Below are 17,725 nucleotides of genomic sequence, written 5' to 3'. Positions count from 1 at the left end.
CGGGTTCGTTCGATGTTGAAGGAGAGTTCGTGGGTAAAAAGAGCCGTCTCGCTTCGGGTTTCGGAGTGATGGCTGCAGGGGTCGCGTTGCTGGGGGCGGCCACGGGCGTGGCCGGGGCGGAGCGCGCACTGACCGCGCCGGAGCAGGTGTTCGTGAGCTATCTGCAGGGGCGCGGTGAGCTGCTGACCGATCAGGATCAGCAGCTCGCGGCCATCGATGTCGGCAAGGCCGACTGCGCGGCCATCGCTTCGGGCATGACCAAGGAGCAGCTGTCCGAACAGCTTCCGGGTGGGGCGGCCGAGAAGGAGGAGGCCGTGCTGTTCCTCGACGCGGCCACTGCGCCGGGGAGCCTGTGCGGCTGAGCTGAGCCGCGGACGTAACGAGCCTGCGGGCGCTGCCGGAAACGGCGGCGCCCGCAGGTTTTTTCGGGCCCGAACGGGTCTAACTGATTGCGTAAGTTGTTAATTGCGTACCTTGCGGAATTCTTCAGCAAACCTTCTCACGCCGGTCCCGCGCGGGCGTAGCGTCACGGCACGCGACAACCCGTCACGGCGCACGAGAGGAAATTCCATGGCGCCGGAGAATTTCCGCGGCGGTGTCGTGATCGCGGCAGCCCGTTCGTGTAGAGGGTGAGTCCGGCAATCTGGCCGGGCCGCAGCCAAGGAGCGAACATGGGCAGGATCACCGCGGTCGTCAACCTCACCCTCGACGGCGTCATGCAGGCGCCGGGCCGGGCCGACGAGGACACCCGGAACGGATTCACCGGCGGCGGCTGGGCACACCGGTACGCGGATCCGGTCCAGGGCCGCGTCATGGGTGCGCACATGGCCGCGCACAGCGACGGCGGCCTGCTGTTCGGCCGTCGCACCTACCAGGACTTCTTCAGATTCTGGCCGCACCAGACGGACAATCCGTTCACCGAGGTGCTGGACAAGGCGGAGAAGTTCGTCTGCTCCCGCACCCTCGCCGAGCCGTTGCCCTGGCAGAACTCGACCCTGCTGTCCGGTGACGGGGTCGCGGCCGTGCGCGCACTGTGCGCCGGGCGGCCGGACCTGGATCTGGTGGTCCTCGGCAGCGGCGAGTTGCTGCGCTCCCTCATGCACGCGGGCATGATCGACGAGTACCTGCTCTCGATCCACCCGTTGACGGTCGGTCCCGGCGCGCGCCTGTTCGACGGCGTCGACGTGGGCCCGCTGCGGCTGACCGACAGCGTCACCACGACGACCGGTGTCCTCATGGCCACCTATCGTCCCGCCGGAGAGGAGTCGCGTTGACCGAGTACCTGCTCAGCATCTACCAGCCCGACGACACCGCGCCGCCGGACAACCTCGACGAGATCATGAGCGAGCTGGCGACACTCGATGCCGAGCTGCGGGAGTCGGGGGCGTGGGTGTTCGCGGCCGGGCTGCACGCGCCGAGTACCGCCACCGTGCTGCGTGCGCAGGGCTCGGAGGTACTCGTCACCGACGGGCCCTTTGCCGAAAGCAAGGAGCACATCGGCGGTTTCACCGTCATCCGCGCCGCCGACCTGGACGAGGCGCTGGACTGGGGTCGCCGCATGGCACGCGTCATCGGGCTGCCGATCGAGGTCCGGCCCATTCGAGACAGCTGACATGCCTGCCGGCACAGTCGATGTCGCGGCCGTCTTCGCCGAGCACTACGGCCGCGCGGTGGCCTCCCTGATCCGTGTCTTCGGCGATGTCGATATCGCCGAAGACGCGGTGCAGGACGCCTTCGCGACCGCCGTGCAGCGCTGGCCGCGCGATGGGCTGCCGCCGAGTCCACCCGGCTGGATCATCACCACGGCCCGTAATCGCGCGGTGGACCGGCTGCGCCGCGAGGCCGCCCGCGCGGACAAATACGCCCAGGCCGCGCTGCTCCGGGCAGAGGGCGAACCGATCGAGGAGGGCGCGGTGCGCGACGACCGGCTGCGCTTGATATTCACCTGCTGCCATCCCGCGCTGTCCCGCCAGGCTCAGGTGGCGCTGACCCTCCGACTGCTGGGCGGGCTGTCCACGGTGGAGGTCGCCCGGGCCTTCCTGGTGCCGGAAACGACCATGGCGCAACGCCTCACCCGCGCCAAGGGCAAGATTCGCGATGCCCGGATTCCGTATCGAGTGCCGTCCGACGCCGAGCTGCCCGCCCGGCTCGACGCCGTTCTCGCGGTCGTCTACCTGATCTACACCGAGGGTCACACCGCCACCGCCGGCGCGCGCCTGACCCGCGCCGACCTGTGCGCCGAGGCCATCCGGCTGACCCGGGTGCTCGCCGAACTCATCCCGGACGAACCCGAGGTCGACGGCCTGCTGGCTCTGCTCTTGCTCAGCGAATCACGCAGTGCCGCACGCACCTCCGGGACCGGCGAGCTCATGCCCCTCCCGGAGCAGGATCGAAGTCTCTGGGACACAGCCCTGATCGCCGAGGGCCACGCCCTGGTCCGTAAATGCCTGCGCCGCAACCAGCCCGGCCCGTACCAGATCCAGGCCGCGATCAACGCAGTCCACACCGACGCCCGCACCGCCGCCGACACCGACTGGCCGCAGATCCTCCAGCTCTACGACCAGCTCCTCACCTTCACCCCGAGCCCGGTGGTGCGGCTCAACCGCGCGGTGGCACTCGCCGAGGTCGCCGGACCCGCAGCCGCACTGGCCGAACTGGACCAGTTGGACCTCGACGACCAGCACCTTTTCCATGCCGTCCGCGCCGGTCTCCTGCACCGCCTCGGCCGGAATGCCGAAGCCGCACAGGCATACCGCGCCGCAATCGCCCACGCCCGCAACGACACCGAACGCGATTTCCTCATTGCCCGCGCCGAGGCGGCACGCCCTACCTGACCCGCTCAGCGCTTGGTCAGTCGCTCCACCGAGTCGTCCGGCAGCCGTCAGCGCGTTCAACTTCTCGGGACGGTTCAGGGTCAGGGTGGCGATGCCATCCTCGACCGTCCGGAGCACGAGCTCAGCACTCATGAGAATTGCCTTTCCTTCGACCGAATCCGGCCGCCGACGCGCACGCCATCGGCCGGATACCGAATTCGACTGTCTCAGTCCGGCTTCAGGCTACGGCCGACTCTTCTGCTGCCGGAGACGGCGCGGTGGTGACCGTCTTGGTCGGGGCGAAGAACGCGGCAGTGACGACACAGACCGCTAGCAGGATCACTGTGAGGTACAGCGAGTCGGTCAGGGCCGAAGCGTAGGGCGCTTTGATGAGGTCTGGGAGGTGGCCGGTTTCGCCGGACGAGGCGGGCAGCGAATGCACCGCCATGCGCGCGGTGAGAAGCGCGCCGATGCCCGCGCTACCGAGCACCGAGCCCACCTGGCGGGTGGTGTTGTAGATACCCGAGGCCGCCCCCATCTGCTCCAGCGGCAGGCTCCGCAATGCCGTCGCCGGGAGCGGCGCCCAAATGCAGGAGCTGCCGATACCGCAGAGCACCGACATCGAGCACATCAGCGGAATGGACCCGTGCGGGGTGGCGAGGCTGATGAACCACAACACCGCCAGAGTGAACAGGGCGAAGCCGAATGTCAGCAGATAGCGCGGCGCCACCTTGTCCGAGAGCTTGCCGACCACCGGCGACAGGATGGCGGAAACGACTGCCATCGGGGCGAATACCAGCGCCGCCTTCGTCGGGGACAGGTCGCGCACCGCCTGCAGGTAGAAGTACGACGGCACCATCTGGGCCGTCATCGCCGCGCCCAGCGCACCGGTCGCCACATTGCCGAGGGAGAAGTTGCGGTTCCGGAACAGGCCCAGCGGCACCAGCGGTTCGATCTTCGTGCGGCCTTGGTACACCAGGAAGAGCGCGAGGACGACGAGACCGCCGAAGATCAGGCCCCACACCCAGCCCGCCCAGTGGTAGCTGTTGCCCTCTTGGATGCCGAACACCAATGCCGACATTCCGATCGCGACGACGATCACCCCGGGGATGTCGAAGCGGTGATCGTTCGTCGGCAGCGCCGGAACCAGCCACGCGCCCAACGCGAATGCGAGCAAGCCGATCGGCACGTTGACATAGAAGATCCACTGCCAGCCGCCATTGTCGATGAGCGCACCGCCGAAGATTGGGCCGATCAGCGTCGCGATGCCCGCGACTCCGCCCCATACGCCCATCGCCGCGCCGCGCTTGTCCCAGGGGAAGATTCGGCCGATCACTGCCATCGTCTGCGGCGCCATCAACGCGGCGCCGAGACCCTGCACTGCTCGTGCGGCGATCAGCGAGCCGATGCCGCCCGCCAGGCCGCACCACAGCGACGCCAGGGTGAAGATTGCAAGTCCGCATAGATACAGGTATTTCGGTCCGAAACGGTCGCCGAGGCGGCCGGTGATGAGCAGCGGCACCGCAAAGGTGAGCAGGTAGGCACTGGTCACCCAGATCACCTTGGACATGTCGGTGTGCAGGCCGTTCATGATCGCCGGATTCGCAACCGCGACGATGGTCATGTCCAACAGGATCGTGAAGTAGCCCACGCACAGCGCGCCCAGTGCCCCCCAGGGGCTGCGTTCAGTTGTCATGTCCCCACCCTCAATTTCTATGTTGATCGACACAGAAATAGGTAGCAGTGCCCCGGAAGCCGCGTCAAGAGATATCTTTAGTGGGCGACACAGAATTCGTGGGAACACGGGAAGGCAGGTGGAGAATGGGAGAGCGTGGTCGTCCCCGCGGCTTCGACCGCGACGCCGTGCTGAGGCAGGCGATGATTGCGTTCTGGAGCAACGGGTATGAGGGGACGTCGATGACAGACCTCACGGCCGCAATGGGTATCGCCTCGCCCAGCATCTATGCCTGCTTCGGCTCCAAGGAACAACTCTTCCGTGCGGCTGTCGAGCTTTACGACTCGATCGTGGGCAATCCGGCGCGCCTCGCGCTCGACCACGCCCCCGTCGCCCGCGAGGCGGTACACGAGTTGCTGTGCGCGAGCGCCGATTTCTACACCGATCCCGCGACTCCGCCCGGATGCATGGTCACCCTGGCCGCCCGGACCACGGTAAATCAAGAAGCCCAGGCATTCCTCGCCGACCTTCGTCGCGGCCTGCAAGCCGCGATCGCGGCCCGGCTGCGCCGCGCGGTCGACGAGGGCGACCTTCCCGCCGAAGCAACCGTCGACATCATGGCCGCGTTCTACACCACAGTCCAACAAGGGATGTCGATACAGGCCCGCGATGGCGCCACCCGCACCGACTTGGAGGCCGTCGCCACTGCCGCCATGTCCGCATGGGAACCATTGGCAGGCCTACACTGACGCTTCCTTTCGTCGAAAACTACGCCGCCCCACCGTTCGTCGGCGAAATTCATTGCACAGCAGTGGTTTCGGTTGCCGGCGTGACGCCGTACAAACCCTCGTCGACGGCGCCGACCAGGACGTCTCCGAGTTCGGCGGATAGCATGCCTTCGACATAGCCGAGATTCAACCTTGCGGCACAACGGTATCCGCAGTCTTGCCATCAGGTGACGATCGTCGATGCCAGGGTTTGCATGAACGCGTGTATTCCCGCCAGTGTGTGCGCCGGCATCATGATGTCGCAGAACGGCAGCGCTGCCGCCATCGCACCGGTGGTCGGCTGGAATCGGGAGTCGCCGGCACGGGGATTGAGCCAGATGACGCGCCAGGCCCGGCGTCGGATCCGGGCCATCGCGCGGGCGAGGACATCGGGGGTGTCGCTGTCCCAGCCGTCCGATGCGATGACGACGACGGCGCCGCGCACAGCGTTGCCGGACGGGGTCGCGAGCAATGTACCGAGGCACCGGCCGATATGCGTGCCGCCGTAGCGGTCGACCACCTTGTCGTTGGCCCGGGCCACCGCGACATCCGGGGAGCGGTGCGCCAGCACCGCGGTCAGCCTGGTCAGCGAGGTGGAGAAGGCGAACACCTCGGGGCGATCGGGCGAACGGCGCTGCATCGCTGCCCGCATCAGGTGCAGGTAGATCGTCGAATACGGCTGCATCGAACGGCTGACGTCGCAGATCATGACGATTCGGCGCGGGCGGCGCCGGTGACGAGTGCGGACCAGCACCGCCGGCTCCCAGCCGGTGCGGCGGGAGCGGTCCATCGTCGCCCGGAAGTCGATCCGCTTGCCGTGCGGATGGTGTGCGTAGCGCCTGCTCCGGCGCTGCGGCCACAGGGCCGACGCCTGCTCCAGCCAGGCGCCGACCGTCCGCAGGTCGTCCGGATCGAAGCGGGCGAACGGTTCCTGTTCCCGTGCCGCGAACCGGCTCGGCAGCACGTCCGGCAGCGCCACGCCCCGATCGGTCGATCGGTCCGCACCGGTCGCTGATTGCAGTGTCGCCCAAGGGACTTCACCGCCTTGCCCGGACGGCCCGCGACCGCCCGTGCCCGGCGCCGACGCGCGTTCGGTCGGCAGTCCGTGCGTTCGGCTCGGCGGGTCCACGCCCAGCACCGCGTCGGCGAACACCGTCGCGAAGACCGCGTCGAAGGCGGCGAGATCCTGCATGCGATCGACGAGCGTGAGTCGCGCAGCCCAGTAGAGTTCGGTGCGCGACCGCGGCGTGATGCGACGCAAGGCCTGCACGAACAGCGCGGGCCCGCTCGGCGCCACCGCGACGCCACCACGCCGCAGCCGCGCGACCACCGCGACAGCGAATGCGGCCAGATCGACGCGCAGCAGTGCCGCTCGCGTCATCGCTTCCCGCGCATCTGCCTGCGTACCAGGATGATTCCGAGCACGGCCGCGAGCACGAACGCGATGGCGGGCGCGTATTTCTTGATCATCGCGGGCCCGACGAGTTCGACCAGATCGAGCGGCGCCGGCTCGGTTTCCGCGACCGGTTGCGGCCGTGCCGCTCGGCTGTCCGGCCCGGCCGTCGCTGCTGCGGCCGAATCGCCCGCTGCGAGTTTCTCTTCCAGCGATGCGACGAACTGACCCATCATCTTCTCCGACACCTGCTGCAACATCCCGCTGCCGAACTGGGCGAGCTTGCCGACGATCTTGAGGTCGGTGTCCACGGTGACACGGGTCTCGTCCCCGTCTTCGCGCAGTTGCGTGGTGATGGTCGCCGCCGCGTTTCCGGATCCGCGTGAATCCCGGCCGCTGCCGGTGATGACGGCGCGATGGTCGTGTTCGTCGCGCTCGACGAAATTCGCCTTCCCGGTGAATTCACTGGTCACCGGGCCGACTTTGACCTTCAGTTTGCCGAGGAAGTCCTCGCCCTCCCAGCCGACCAGCTGTGCCCCGGGCATGAGCGGAACCACCTGTTCGAGATCGGTCAGCACCGCCCATGCCTGCTCGAGGGGTGCGTGGACGGTGAACTCATTGGCGATCTTCATCGGAGTATCTCTCTCATCCGGTAGCCAGGCTTCGGGTGTATTCGACGAATGCCTCGTGGACCGTGGTGCGGTCGTCGGGTGTCTTCGCCAGTGCGCTGAGCGCGGCGACCGCCTCCGGCGCGGTGAGATCGGCGACGTCGAGCGTCACCAGCGCGGCGATCCAGTCGATGGTCTCGGCGACGCCGGGCGGCTTGTCGAGATCGAGATCGCGAGCGCGGCCCACGAATTGGGTGGCGTGCTCGATCAGCGCGTCGGTTGCCCCGGGCACGGTGCGTCGCACGATCGCCACCGCACGGGCCGGTTCCGGGTAGTCGATCCAGTGGTAGAGGCAGCGCCGCCGCAGCGCGTCGTGCAGGTCGCGACTGCGGTTCGAAGTCAGCACCGCGAGCGGCGGGTGTTCGGTGACAAAGGTCCCGAGTTCGGGAACGGTCACCGTGGCCTCACCGAGGAATTCGAGCAGCAGCGCTTCGAATTCGTCATCGGCACGGTCGATTTCGTCGATCAGCAGCACCGGGGGCGTCGGGCCGCGATATCGCACACAGCGCAGGATCGGGCGGTCGACCAGATATGCCTCGGTGAACAGGTCGGCTTCGGTGAGCTCGGCGCCGCGCGCCTCGGCGAGCCGGATGCTGAGCAGCTGACGCTGGTAGTTCCAGTCGTACAGCGCTTCGCTCACGGTGAGGCCCTCGTAGCACTGCAGGCGGATCAGCGGCGCACCCAGCACGGTGGCCAGGGTCTTCGCCGCCGTCGTCTTGCCCACTCCCGGTTCACCTTCCAGCAGCAGCGGCCGGCCCAACGTGGTGGCCAGATAGAAGGCGGCGGCGGTTCCGGTATCGAGCAGGTAGTCGTCGGCGTCGAATCGCCGCACCACGTCCTCGATATCGTCGAACGGCGACATCATGGCGACGTCGCGGCGCGCAGGCGCTGGTAGTCGTCCCAGGTGTCGACGTCCAAGGGCACCGGTGCGTCGACATGGAGTTGCGACACCGGGACGCGGCCCGACTCGATGATCTTCCACACGGCCTTGTCGCCGTGCAATCGCGCCAAGTCGCCGAATATGCTGCGACTCAGCCAAAATGGATGCCCGATACCGTCGTGGTAGCGGCAGACCGTGATCCCGGCGGACGTTCCCTCGGCGATCAGCCGCTCGACGGTCGCCGCCGGCAGACCCGGTTGATCACCGAGCATCAGCACGATTCCGGCGGCCCGAGGATGCACCAGGTTCAGGGCCGAACGCAACGACGACGAACAGCCCGAACCGAAGTCATCGGCCAGCACGACCTCCACCCCGGCGAGATCGACCTGCTGGGCCACCGCCGCCGCCGCGCCGCCGAGCGTGACGATGATCTGATCGAACGCGCAGGACCGCACCATGTCGAGGGTGGCGCCGAGAACCGTCGTATTCCGGTACGGCAGTAGCTGTTTCGCCATGCCGAGACGCTCCGAGGTTCCCGCCGCGAGCACCACTCCGGTGACGACCCCGTTCGTCATGAGCCTGTCCTCGTCGCTGCGAAAGAGGTGCGGCAGCCTGAGCTGCAGAACCAGTGGTCGACACCGTCGACAATGAGATGCGGTGTGTCCGGCCCGACGGTCACGGTCATGCCGCACACCGGATCGCGCACCTCGATCGCGACCTTCGCCGCGCGGGGCGTGACGGCCAAGCCACCTTTACGGATCGCCTGGATCACTTCCGCGACAATCGAGACCGCTATCTCCGCGGACGTCTTGGCGCCGATCGGCAAGCCCACCGGGGTGCGGATGCGAGCCCGCTCGGCGTCGGTCAATTCGAGTTCGTCGAGGATCGACGCGCCCCGAATCGTGCTGGCCACCATCCCGATGTACCCCACACCCGCGTCGAGCGCGACGCGGATCATCTCGGCCTCCGGGCCACCGTGGCTGGCGATCACCAGCACCGTCGTATCGGCCAGCGAATCCAGCGAGCCGGCTTCGGCAGCACCGCGCCGCACCCCGAAACCCACCAGTTCGCACATGTCGGCCAAGGCATCCGCGATGGGTGTCGCGCCGCAGATGCGCACCAGCGGCGCCGGGATCTGCGGCTCCAGGAAGATCTCCAGCGCTCCGCCGGACAGACAGGGATTCACCACCACCGCCGCGCCGGGCGCTTCGGGAAAATGCAGATCGCCGTCGGGCAGTACGCGCAGCAGCACACTCTCGTGCGACTGCAGGGCACCCAGCGCCGCCTTGCGGACCGAGTTCTGGGCGCACTGGCCGCCGACGAATCCTTCGATCGTCCCGTCCTGCAACAGGATCGCCTCGTCCCCGGCGTGCGCCGAGGTCGGCTGCTGGGCGCGCACGACGGTCGCGTGCACGAACGGGGTCCGGGTGCGGACCAGCTCCTCTGCACGCTCGTTCATCTTCATCGGTGACCCCATCGCTCGGACCCCACTCAGATGGGCGGTGTGGCCCGGCCCTGCATCGCGTCCCACACCCGCGACGGCGTCAACGGCATGTCGGCGTGCCGAACCCCGAACGGCGCCAGCGCATCCACCACCGCGTTGACCACCGCCGCCGGCGATCCGACGGTGGCCGATTCGCCGATGCCCTTCGCGCCGATCGGATGATGCGGCGACGGTGTGACCGTGTACCCGGTCTCGAAATGCGGAACCTCCAGCGCCGTCGGGATCAGGTAGTCCATCAGCGATCCGCCGAGGCAGTTGCCGTCCTCGTCGAAGGCCATGATCTCCATCAGCGCCATGCCGATGCCATCGGTGATGCCGCCGTGCACCTGACCCTCGATGATCATCGGATTGATCCGGGTGCCGCAGTCGTCGACGGCGAGGAAGCGCCGCACCTTCACCACGGCTGTCCCCGGGTCGATGTCGACGACGCAGAAGTACGCACCGTAGGGGAAGGTGAGATTCTCCGGGTTGTAGCAGATCTGCGCGTCGAGTCCGCCCTCGATCCCCTCGGGCAGATCACCGGCGCCGTGTGCGCGCATCGCGATCTGCTGGATCGTCACGGCCGCAGACGGATCGCCCTTGACGTGGAACGAGCCCTTCTCCCACTCGAGGTCGGCGACGGAGACCTCGAGCATGCCCGACGCGATGATGCGCGCCTTGTCGCGCACCTTCCGCGCCACCAGTGCGGCAGCGGCGCCCGAGACCGGTGTCGACCGGCTGCCGTAGGTGCCGAGGCCGAACGGTGTCTGATCGGTGTCGCCGTGCACAACGTCGATGTCGTCGGGCGGGATGCCGAGTTCCTCGGCGACGATCTGGGCGAACGTCGTCTCGTGCCCCTGCCCCTGGGTCTGAACCGACAGCCGTACAACGGCTTTGCCGGTCGGATGGACGCGCAGCTCGCACCCGTCGGCCATCCCGAGTCCGAGGATGTCCATATCCTTGCGCGGACCGGCGCCCGCGGCCTCGGTGAAGAAGGACATCCCGATGCCCATCAACTCGCCGCGGGCGCGCCTGTCCCGCTGTTCTTCACGCAAGGCGTCGTAGCCGATCATGTCCATCGCCAGACGCATGGTCTTCTCGTAGTCGCCGGAGTCGTAGACCCAGCCGGTCTTGCTCTTGTACGGGAATTGTTCGGCGCGAAGAAGATTCCGCAGCCGCAGCTCGGCCGGATCCATCTTCAGCTCGTAGGCGAGGCAGTCCACCAACCGCTCGACGAAGTAGACGGCCTCGGTGACCCGGAACGAGCACGCGTAGGCGACGCCGCCGGGGGCCTTGTTGGTGTAGACTGCGGTCATCTTGCAGTAGGCGGCCTCGATGTCATAGCTACCGGTGAAGACGCCGAAGAAGCCCGCCGGATACTTCAGCGGCGCGGCCGTGCCGTTGAAGGCACCGTGATCGGCCAGCACGGTCGACCGGATGGCCAGGATCTTGCCGTCGGTGGTGGCGGCGATTTCGCCGACCATGATGTAGTCGCGGGCGAATCCGGTGCTGGTGAGGTTCTCGCTGCGATCCTCCATCCACTTCACCGGTTTGCCCAGCAACAGCGACCCGACGATGGCGCAGACGTATCCCGGATAGATGGGCACCTTGTTGCCGAACCCGCCGCCGATATCGGGTGAGATCACCCGGATCTTGTGTTCGGGCAGTCCGGCCACCATCGCGTAGATCGTGCGGTGGGCATGCGGCGCTTGGCTCGTGGACCACAGCGTCAGCTTCCCCGTCACGGGATCGAGATCGGCGACGGCGCCGCAGGTTTCCATCGGGGCGGGATGCACACGCGGATAGACGATCTCCTGCTCGACCACGACATCGGCGCGCGCGAACACCGCCTCGGTCGCGGCGGCATCGCCGGTCTCCCAGTCGAAGCAGTGATTGTCCCGCTTACCCTCGAGATCGTCGCGGATCACCGGCGTATCGGGCGCCAGTGCGGTCCGGGCGTCGATCACCGGATCGAGCATCTCGTACTCGACATTGATGAGCTCCAACGCATCGCGCGCGGAGTAGCGATCCTCGGCGACGACGAACGCCACCTCCTGGCCCTGGAATCGGACCTTGTCCGTCGCCAGCACCGCCTGCACATCGTTGGACAGCGTCGGCATCCAGGCCAGTCCCTTCGCCGCGAGATCGGCACCGGTGACGACCGCCTTGACCTTCGGATGTGCCTGTGCCGCTGAGACATCGACGCTCACGATCCGCGCGTGCGCGAACGGGGAACGCAGTATCGCCATATGCAGCATGCCGGGCAGCTGCACGTCGTCGACATAGTTGCCGCGCCCGCGAATGAACCGCGGATCCTCCTTGCGGAGCATCCTGCCGTGACCGCACGGCTTGCGGTCGTTGTCGACTCTGTCTTCGGGCCGGGGCTCGACGGCGGTCATGACGTGCTCCCTACCGGCGTCGGCGTGGCCGCGGGTTCGGGCTCCACCGCTTCGCCTCGTTGCTTCGCCGCGGCCCACTGGATCGACCGCACGATGGTCGTATATCCGGTGCAGCGGCAGATCTGGCCCGAGATCGCCTCCCGAATGGTCTGCTCGTCGGGATTCGGATTGCGGTCGAGCAGGGCACGGGCGGTGATCATCATTCCCGGCGTGCAGAAGCCGCACTGCAACCCGTGACACTGCATGAAGCCCTCCTGCACGGGATCGAGCCGGCCGTCCACCTCGAGCCCCTCGACGGTGCGCACCGCGTGGCCGTCGGCCATGACGGCCAGCATCGTGCACGACTTCACCGGTTCGCCGTCGACCTCCACCACACAGGTGCCGCAGTTGCTGGTGTCACACCCCCAGTGGGTTCCGGTGAGCCGCAACTGATCTCGCAGGAAATGCACCAGCAGGATGCGTGGCTCGACCTCCGCGGTCACCGGCTCGCCGTTGACGGTCATGGTTACCTGCATGGCTAATTCCCTTCCGGCGCAGATTCGTTCAGTACGCGCTCGACCGCGGTACGCAGCACGCGAATCGTCAGTTCGGACGCGAGATGGCGCTTGTAGTCCGCACTGCCGCGGGCATCGGTGACAGGTGAGCACGCTGCGCTCGCGCGGCGGCCCGCCTCCGCGAAAACGTCTTCGGTGGGCGGCACGCCGATGAGTGCGTCGACTGCGCCGGCCAGCGCCGCCGGATCGGGGTTGACCGCCGTCAGACCGATCCGTGCGGCCGCGATCGTGTCGCCGCGCAGTGTCACGGTCGCCCCTGCCGCCGCGATCGCCCAGTCACCGACCCGGCGCTCCACCTTCGCGTAGGCACTCGAGGTCCGATGCCGCACCGGAATTCGGATCTCGATCAGAAGTTCGTTGTGCGCCATGGCGGTTTCGTACGGACCGACCAGGAAGTCGTCCATGGCGATCTCCCGGTCGCCGGACGGTCCGCGCACCAGGCAGGTGGCGCCGAGGACCGTGCAGACCGTGGTGAGATCCTCGGCGGGATCGGCCTGGCACAGCGAGCCGCCGATCGTGCCGCGATTGCGCACGACCGGATCGGCGATCACACGCTCGGCGTCACGGAAGATCGGGCACACCGCGGCGAGATCGTCGGACTCGAGCAGATGCCGATGCCGGACCATCGCACCGATGCGCACCAGGGTCGGATCGGTGACGATGTAGCCCAGTTCGGCAGCCAGGTCGTTGATGTCGATGAGATATTCCGGATTGGCCAGCCGCAGCTTCATCATCGGTAGCAGGCTGTGCCCGCCCGCCACGATGCGCGCCTCGTCGCCGAGCCGGTCCAGTAGTCCGATGGCGTGATCCACGCCCGTTGCGCGCTCATATTCGAATGGCCCAGGAACTTGCACGTGATCTACCTCACATCAATGGGAAGAAGCTCAGCCTCTGTCCCGCTGATGCGGTCGTCAAGACCGAGTTAAGCAATCGCTTAACTGGCTGTTTGCGCCCTGTGGTGGATGCGGCCGCCGGTCCGGGTCAGGGAGCGACCGTGTCCGCCCCAGCGGCGCGCGATGATCTCCGCCGCGATGGAAACCGCCGTCTCCTCGGGTGTCCGGCCGCCCAGATCCAGCCCGATCGGGCTGGCGAGCCGGGCGAGTTGCTCGTCGGTGAGACCTGCCTGTCGCAGCCGGGTCAGCCGCTCGTCGTGCGTGCGGCGCGACCCCATGGCGCCGACATAGCCGATCTCCGGCGCGCGCAGGGCCACCTCGAGCAGTGGCACGTCGAACTTGGGATCGTGGGTCAGGACGCAGACGACGGTCTGCGAATCGATCGCACCCGCCGCGATCTGCGCGGCCAGATAGCGGTGCGGCCAGTCGACGACGACCTCGTCGGCGGTCGGAAACCGGGCGGAGGTGGCGAACACCGGCCGCGCGTCGCACACCGTCACCCGGTACCCGAGGAACGATCCCTGCTGAGCGAGGGCGGCTGCGAAATCGATCGCCCCGAACACCAGCATCCGCGGCTGCCGGGCATAGCTGGCGACGAAAACCGCCATGCCCTCGCCGCGGCGCTGCCCGTCCGGACCGTAGGACAGCACCTCGCTGCGGCCTGCCGCGAGCAGCCCGCGTGCGTCATCGATCACCGCATCGTCGGCGCGCGCCGACCCCAGGGTGCCGTGCGCGATGCCCGGCCGGATCAGCAGCCGTCGCCCTATCCGGGCGGTGTCGGGGTGCTCGATGACGGTCGCGATCGCGACCGGCCGGTCAGCGGCGATCTCCGCGGCGACCTCGCCGAGTTCCGGAAACGTTGCCCGCGAGACCGCCTCGACGAAGATGTCGATGATGCCGCCACAGGTGAGACCGACGGCGAATGCGTCGTCGTCGGAGATGCCGAACCGCTCCAGCACCGGACGACCGGTCCGGATGACGTCGGTGGCGAGTTCGTAGACCGCGCCTTCGACGCAGCCACCGGAGACCGAACCGCCGACCGTCCCGTCCGAGGCGACGACCATGGCCGCGCCCGGCGGTCGCGGCGCCGAACGGAAGGTCCGCACGACCGTGGCGACCCCCGCCGTGCCCCCGCCGTTCCAGGTTTTCATCAGATCCGTGAGCACGTCCTGCATGGTGCGTCCTCCGGGCGCGATGCGGCTGTAGGCACTGCGTCCACCTCCAAACTAGACTCGGGTTGTGACGCCCGCCCAGCTTCGGGCCTACTCGACAGTGGTGCGGCTCGGCTCCGTCCATGCGGCGGCCAGAGAGCTGGGGATATCCGACGCCGGTGTCTCGACGCACATCGCGCAGTTGCGTAAGGAGCTCGACGACCCGCTGTTCACTCGCACGGCGGCCGGTCTGGCCTTCACGCCCGGTGGGTTGCGCCTGGCCAGCCGGGCGATCGAGATTCTCGGACTGCAGCGCCAGACCGCCATCGAGGTGAGCGAGGCGGCGCACGGCCGACGGCTGCTCCGGATCGCGGCATCGAGCGCGTTCGCCGAACATGCCGCGCCCGGCCTCATCGACCTGTTCGCGGCGCGGGCGAAGGATCTGTCGGTCGAGCTGAGTGTTCATCCCACCAGCCAGTTCCGCAGCTTGATCGAGACCCGTGCGGTGGACATCGCGCTGGGGCCCGGGCAGAACAACACCGACACGACCATCACCACCCGGCCGTTCCTGAAGTATCAGATCATTTCGGTCGCGCGCCCCGACAGCCCGCTGGCGGACGTCGCACCGTATCCGGCGCTGCTGCGGGAGCAGCAGTGGATGCTGGGCCCCGGCGCCGGCAGTGTCGACGGGCGTATCGCAACGATGCTGCGCGAGTTGGCGATTCCCGAATCACACCAGCGGATCTTCCAGAGCGACGCGGCCGCCCTCGAAGAGGTCCGCCGGGTCGGGGGCATCACCCTCGCGATCGGCTTCGCCGTCTCCTCCGACCTCGCGGCCGGTCGGTTGACCCGTATCAAGGGAGCCGGCCTTCAGGTATCCGACGAGTGGTGCGCGACCACTCTGCCACCCGACACCCGACAGCCCGCGGTGTCGGAACTGCTGCGGTTCATCGCCACCCCGCGATGTATCCAGGCGATGATCCGCGGGTCCGGGGTCGGAGTCACCCGGTTCCGCCCGAAAGTGCATGTGACGTTGTGGAGTTGACCCTACTGACCGGCCAGATTTCTGCGCCGAGACAACGAGGGAGCAGCACATGGACGACGAGTTCGAACGCACGCCGCGTCTCACGGCCTTCCCGCGCATCGACGACTACGGCTTCATCTCCGACTGCGAGGTCACTGCGCTGATCGCCCCCAGCGGAGCCATCGAGTGGATGTGTCTGCCCCGGATCGACTCCGCCAGTGTCTTTGCCGCCGTACTGGATCGTTCCGCCGGTTCGTTTCGGTTCGCCCCGGTCGAATTCATGGTGCCCACCGATCGCCGCTACGTCCCCGGGACGATGGTCATGGAGACGAGCTGGCGCAGTGGCGAAGGGTGGGCGACAGTTCGCGATGCGCTGCTGGTCGGGCCCTGGCGGCATCAGACACCCGGCCACAGCGCCCATCGTCGAACCCCCACCGACTACGACGCCGAGCACATATTGCTGCGGACGGTGCACTGTGAGACCGGGCAAATCCAGTTCGGGCTCGACTGCCAGCCGTCCTTCGACTACGGCAGGCATCATGCCCATTGGGAGTACCTCGACAGTTACTACCTCGCGCAGGCCAGTGCCGACGGGATCGATCTGGAGCTCACGCTCAGCACCGACATGCGCTTGGGACTGGAGGGTACGCACGCGCTTGCGCGCACCCTGCTGAAGGCGGGCGACACCCGCTTCTGCGCGCTCTCCTGGGGCAGTCGCAACGCGCCCACCGCCGTCGACGAGGCCGAAGAACGGCTGCTGCGAACGATCCACCATTGGCGGCACTGGCTCGCCGGCGGGCGGTTTCCGGACCATCCATGGGCTGCCCAGCTGACCCGCAGCGCGCTGACCCTCAAGGGGCTGACCTTCGCACCCACCGGTGCCATCAGCGCCGCTGCCACCACTTCACTACCCGAAACACCAGGTGGACAACGCAATTGGGACTATCGCTACTCGTGGATACGTGACTCCGCCTTCGCGCTGTGGGGCCTGTACACACTGGGCTTCAGCTGGGAGGCGAACGACTTCTTCTCCTACATCACGAACTTGACCGAAGGCGTCCGCGACATGCAGATCGTCTACGGCATCGGCGGCGAAAGCGACCTCACCGAGCAGACCCTCACCCACCTGCGCGGCTACGAGAATGCCGGCCCCGTGCGCATCGGCAACGACGCGTACCGGCAACGCCAGCACGATGTGTGGGGCGCTGCGCTGGACGCGGTCTACCTCTACGCGCGCAACCAGGACCGAATCGACGCGCGCGCCTGGCCGGTGCTGGGCCGGGCGGTCAAGAGCGCCCTCACCTACTGGCGCGAGCCCGACCATGGCATCTGGGAAGTGCGCGGGAAGCCTCAGCACTTCACCTCCAGCAAGGTGATGTGCTGGGTTGCCGCCGACCGCGGTGCCCGGCTGGCCCGCATCCACCAGGACTTCGAACGCGCGCATCGCTGGCAACAGGCCGCAGACGAGATCCACGCCGACATATGCGCTCATGCGGTCGACTCCCGGCAGGTGTTCACCCAGTACTACGGCAGCACGGCGCTGGATGCTTCGGCCCTGCTCATCCCGCTGGTTCGTTTCCTGCCCCCCGACGACGAGCGGGTACGCAATACGGTGTTGGCCATCGCCGACGAATTGACCGAGGACGACCTCGTACTGCGGTACCGAGTCAGTGAAACCGACGATGGATGCACGGGGGAAGAAGGTGCCTTCACGATCTGCTCGTTCTGGCTGGTCTCGGCATTGTCGGAGATCGGTGAAAAGAAACGAGCCAAACAGCTGTGTGAGAAACTGCTCGCCTACGCCAGCCCCCTCGGCCTCTACGCCGAGGAGATCAACCCCCGAACCGGCCGGCACTGGGGCAACTTCCCCCAGGCGTTCACCCACCTCGCGCTGATCAACGCCGTAATGCACGTCATCCAGGACGAACAAGCCGTCACGCGGCAGGCACTCGGCGGGGAATCGATCTCCCCGCGACTCGACGATGCATCATTCTCGCTGGGATACATTCGCTAGCCCTGACGCTC

At 67.5% G+C, this 17,725-nt stretch carries 17 protein-coding genes; 7 read left to right on the top strand and 10 right to left on the bottom strand.

Annotated features, from left to right (window positions below; translation table 11 throughout):
- Positions 1-29 precede the first annotated feature (29 nt).
- From ACFXIV_RS27045 to ACFXIV_RS27030, 4 genes are all read left to right on the top strand, one after another.
- Complete coding sequence (locus ACFXIV_RS27045; RefSeq protein WP_379398771.1) at positions 30-362, top strand: hypothetical protein; 333 nt, start codon at positions 30-32, stop codon at positions 360-362.
- 309 nt (positions 363-671) lie between these two features.
- Positions 672-1,274, top strand: coding sequence for a dihydrofolate reductase family protein (locus tag ACFXIV_RS27040; protein WP_379398769.1), 603 nt, complete (start codon positions 672-674; stop codon positions 1,272-1,274).
- Positions 1,271-1,612, top strand: coding sequence for a YciI family protein (locus ACFXIV_RS27035; RefSeq protein ID WP_379398768.1), 342 nt, complete (start codon positions 1,271-1,273; stop codon positions 1,610-1,612). The genes ACFXIV_RS27040 and ACFXIV_RS27035 overlap by 4 nt, the downstream gene beginning before the upstream one ends.
- A gap of 1 nt (position 1,613) precedes the next feature.
- Positions 1,614-2,834, top strand: coding sequence for an RNA polymerase sigma factor (locus tag ACFXIV_RS27030; RefSeq protein ID WP_379398766.1), 1,221 nt, complete (start codon positions 1,614-1,616; stop codon positions 2,832-2,834).
- Between the two features lie 217 nt (positions 2,835-3,051).
- Here the strand turns inward: ACFXIV_RS27030 and ACFXIV_RS27025 are convergent, their stop codons facing one another.
- The gene (locus tag ACFXIV_RS27025) at positions 3,052-4,509 is read right to left on the bottom strand and encodes an MFS transporter (protein WP_379398764.1); all 1,458 of its coding nucleotides are present in this window, start codon (positions 4,507-4,509) and stop codon (positions 3,052-3,054) included.
- 125 nt (positions 4,510-4,634) lie between these two features.
- Here ACFXIV_RS27025 and ACFXIV_RS27020 point away from each other — a divergent pair, with 125 nt between their 5' ends.
- Complete coding sequence (locus ACFXIV_RS27020; RefSeq protein ID WP_379398762.1) at positions 4,635-5,237, top strand: TetR/AcrR family transcriptional regulator; 603 nt, start codon at positions 4,635-4,637, stop codon at positions 5,235-5,237.
- Between the two features lie 202 nt (positions 5,238-5,439).
- Here ACFXIV_RS27020 and ACFXIV_RS27015 read toward each other — a convergent pair whose 3' ends face one another.
- The 9 genes from ACFXIV_RS27015 to ACFXIV_RS26975 form a co-directional block, all read right to left on the bottom strand.
- A complete protein-coding gene (locus ACFXIV_RS27015) occupies positions 5,440-6,636 on the bottom strand; it encodes a VWA domain-containing protein (protein WP_379398760.1) in 1,197 nt (398 codons plus the stop codon).
- Positions 6,633-7,280 carry an SRPBCC family protein gene (locus ACFXIV_RS27010; RefSeq protein ID WP_379398758.1) on the bottom strand — a complete coding sequence of 216 codons (648 nt, stop codon included), beginning with the start codon at positions 7,278-7,280 and terminating at the stop codon, positions 6,633-6,635. Before ACFXIV_RS27010 ends, ACFXIV_RS27015 begins: the two co-directional genes overlap by 4 nt.
- A 13-nt stretch (positions 7,281-7,293) precedes the next feature.
- A complete protein-coding gene (locus ACFXIV_RS27005) occupies positions 7,294-8,181 on the bottom strand; it encodes an AAA family ATPase (RefSeq protein ID WP_379384002.1) in 888 nt (295 codons plus the stop codon).
- Positions 8,178-8,771: an NTP transferase domain-containing protein gene (locus tag ACFXIV_RS27000; protein WP_379398756.1), complete on the bottom strand. Its 594-nt coding sequence runs from the start codon at positions 8,769-8,771 to the stop codon at positions 8,178-8,180. The genes ACFXIV_RS27005 and ACFXIV_RS27000 overlap by 4 nt, the downstream gene beginning before the upstream one ends.
- Entirely contained in the window at positions 8,768-9,661 is an 894-nt protein-coding gene (locus ACFXIV_RS26995; RefSeq protein WP_379398754.1) for an XdhC family protein, read from the bottom strand. Before ACFXIV_RS26995 ends, ACFXIV_RS27000 begins: the two co-directional genes overlap by 4 nt.
- Positions 9,662-9,687: 26 nt before the next feature.
- A complete protein-coding gene (locus ACFXIV_RS26990; RefSeq protein ID WP_379398752.1) occupies positions 9,688-12,078 on the bottom strand; it encodes an aerobic carbon-monoxide dehydrogenase large subunit in 2,391 nt (796 codons plus the stop codon).
- The gene (locus ACFXIV_RS26985) at positions 12,075-12,593 is read right to left on the bottom strand and encodes a (2Fe-2S)-binding protein (RefSeq protein WP_364626047.1); all 519 of its coding nucleotides are present in this window, start codon (positions 12,591-12,593) and stop codon (positions 12,075-12,077) included. Before ACFXIV_RS26985 ends, ACFXIV_RS26990 begins: the two co-directional genes overlap by 4 nt.
- Positions 12,594-12,595: 2 nt before the next feature.
- A complete protein-coding gene (locus tag ACFXIV_RS26980) occupies positions 12,596-13,486 on the bottom strand; it encodes an FAD binding domain-containing protein (protein ID WP_379398750.1) in 891 nt (296 codons plus the stop codon).
- Between the two features lie 80 nt (positions 13,487-13,566).
- Entirely contained in the window at positions 13,567-14,700 is a 1,134-nt protein-coding gene (locus ACFXIV_RS26975; protein ID WP_379398748.1) for an XdhC family protein, read from the bottom strand.
- 64 nt (positions 14,701-14,764) lie between these two features.
- Between ACFXIV_RS26975 and ACFXIV_RS26970 the strand changes: the two genes are divergently transcribed.
- Complete coding sequence (locus ACFXIV_RS26970; RefSeq protein ID WP_379398746.1) at positions 14,765-15,721, top strand: LysR family transcriptional regulator; 957 nt, start codon at positions 14,765-14,767, stop codon at positions 15,719-15,721.
- Positions 15,722-15,770: 49 nt separating this feature from the next.
- On the top strand, positions 15,771-17,714 hold the full coding sequence (locus ACFXIV_RS26965) for a glycoside hydrolase family 15 protein (protein WP_379398744.1): 1,944 nt from the start codon (positions 15,771-15,773) through the stop codon (positions 17,712-17,714).
- Positions 17,715-17,725: the final 11 nt, after the last annotated feature.

This window comes from Nocardia sp. NPDC059236, from assembly GCF_042754085.1.
Lineage (GTDB): Bacteria > Actinomycetota > Actinomycetes > Mycobacteriales > Mycobacteriaceae > Nocardia.
The sequence above is the reverse complement of the archived record's forward strand: the minus strand, read 5'-3'. Positions and strand labels throughout refer to the sequence as shown.

Bases quoted from the DNA above. Each gene is read 5' to 3' on its own strand.
- ACFXIV_RS27040 (WP_379398769.1), top strand. From the start codon at position 672: ATGGGCAGGATCACCGCGGTCGTCAACCTCACCCTCGACGGCGTCATG.
- ACFXIV_RS27030 (WP_379398766.1), top strand. From the start codon at position 1,614: ATGCCTGCCGGCACAGTCGATGTCGCGGCCGTCTTCGCCGAGCACTAC.
- ACFXIV_RS27025 (WP_379398764.1), bottom strand. From the start codon at position 4,509: ATGACAACTGAACGCAGCCCCTGGGGGGCACTGGGCGCGCTGTGCGTG.
- ACFXIV_RS27020 (WP_379398762.1), top strand. From the start codon at position 4,635: ATGGGAGAGCGTGGTCGTCCCCGCGGCTTCGACCGCGACGCCGTGCTG.
- ACFXIV_RS27015 (WP_379398760.1), bottom strand. From the start codon at position 6,636: ATGACGCGAGCGGCACTGCTGCGCGTCGATCTGGCCGCATTCGCTGTC.
- ACFXIV_RS27010 (WP_379398758.1), bottom strand. From the start codon at position 7,280: ATGAAGATCGCCAATGAGTTCACCGTCCACGCACCCCTCGAGCAGGCA.
- ACFXIV_RS27005 (WP_379384002.1), bottom strand. From the start codon at position 8,181: ATGATGTCGCCGTTCGACGATATCGAGGACGTGGTGCGGCGATTCGAC.
- ACFXIV_RS27000 (WP_379398756.1), bottom strand. From the start codon at position 8,771: ATGACGAACGGGGTCGTCACCGGAGTGGTGCTCGCGGCGGGAACCTCG.
- ACFXIV_RS26995 (WP_379398754.1), bottom strand. From the start codon at position 9,661: ATGAAGATGAACGAGCGTGCAGAGGAGCTGGTCCGCACCCGGACCCCG.
- ACFXIV_RS26990 (WP_379398752.1), bottom strand. From the start codon at position 12,078: ATGACCGCCGTCGAGCCCCGGCCCGAAGACAGAGTCGACAACGACCGC.
- ACFXIV_RS26985 (WP_364626047.1), bottom strand. From the start codon at position 12,593: ATGCAGGTAACCATGACCGTCAACGGCGAGCCGGTGACCGCGGAGGTC.
- ACFXIV_RS26975 (WP_379398748.1), bottom strand. From the start codon at position 14,700: ATGCAGGACGTGCTCACGGATCTGATGAAAACCTGGAACGGCGGGGGC.
- ACFXIV_RS26965 (WP_379398744.1), top strand. From the start codon at position 15,771: ATGGACGACGAGTTCGAACGCACGCCGCGTCTCACGGCCTTCCCGCGC.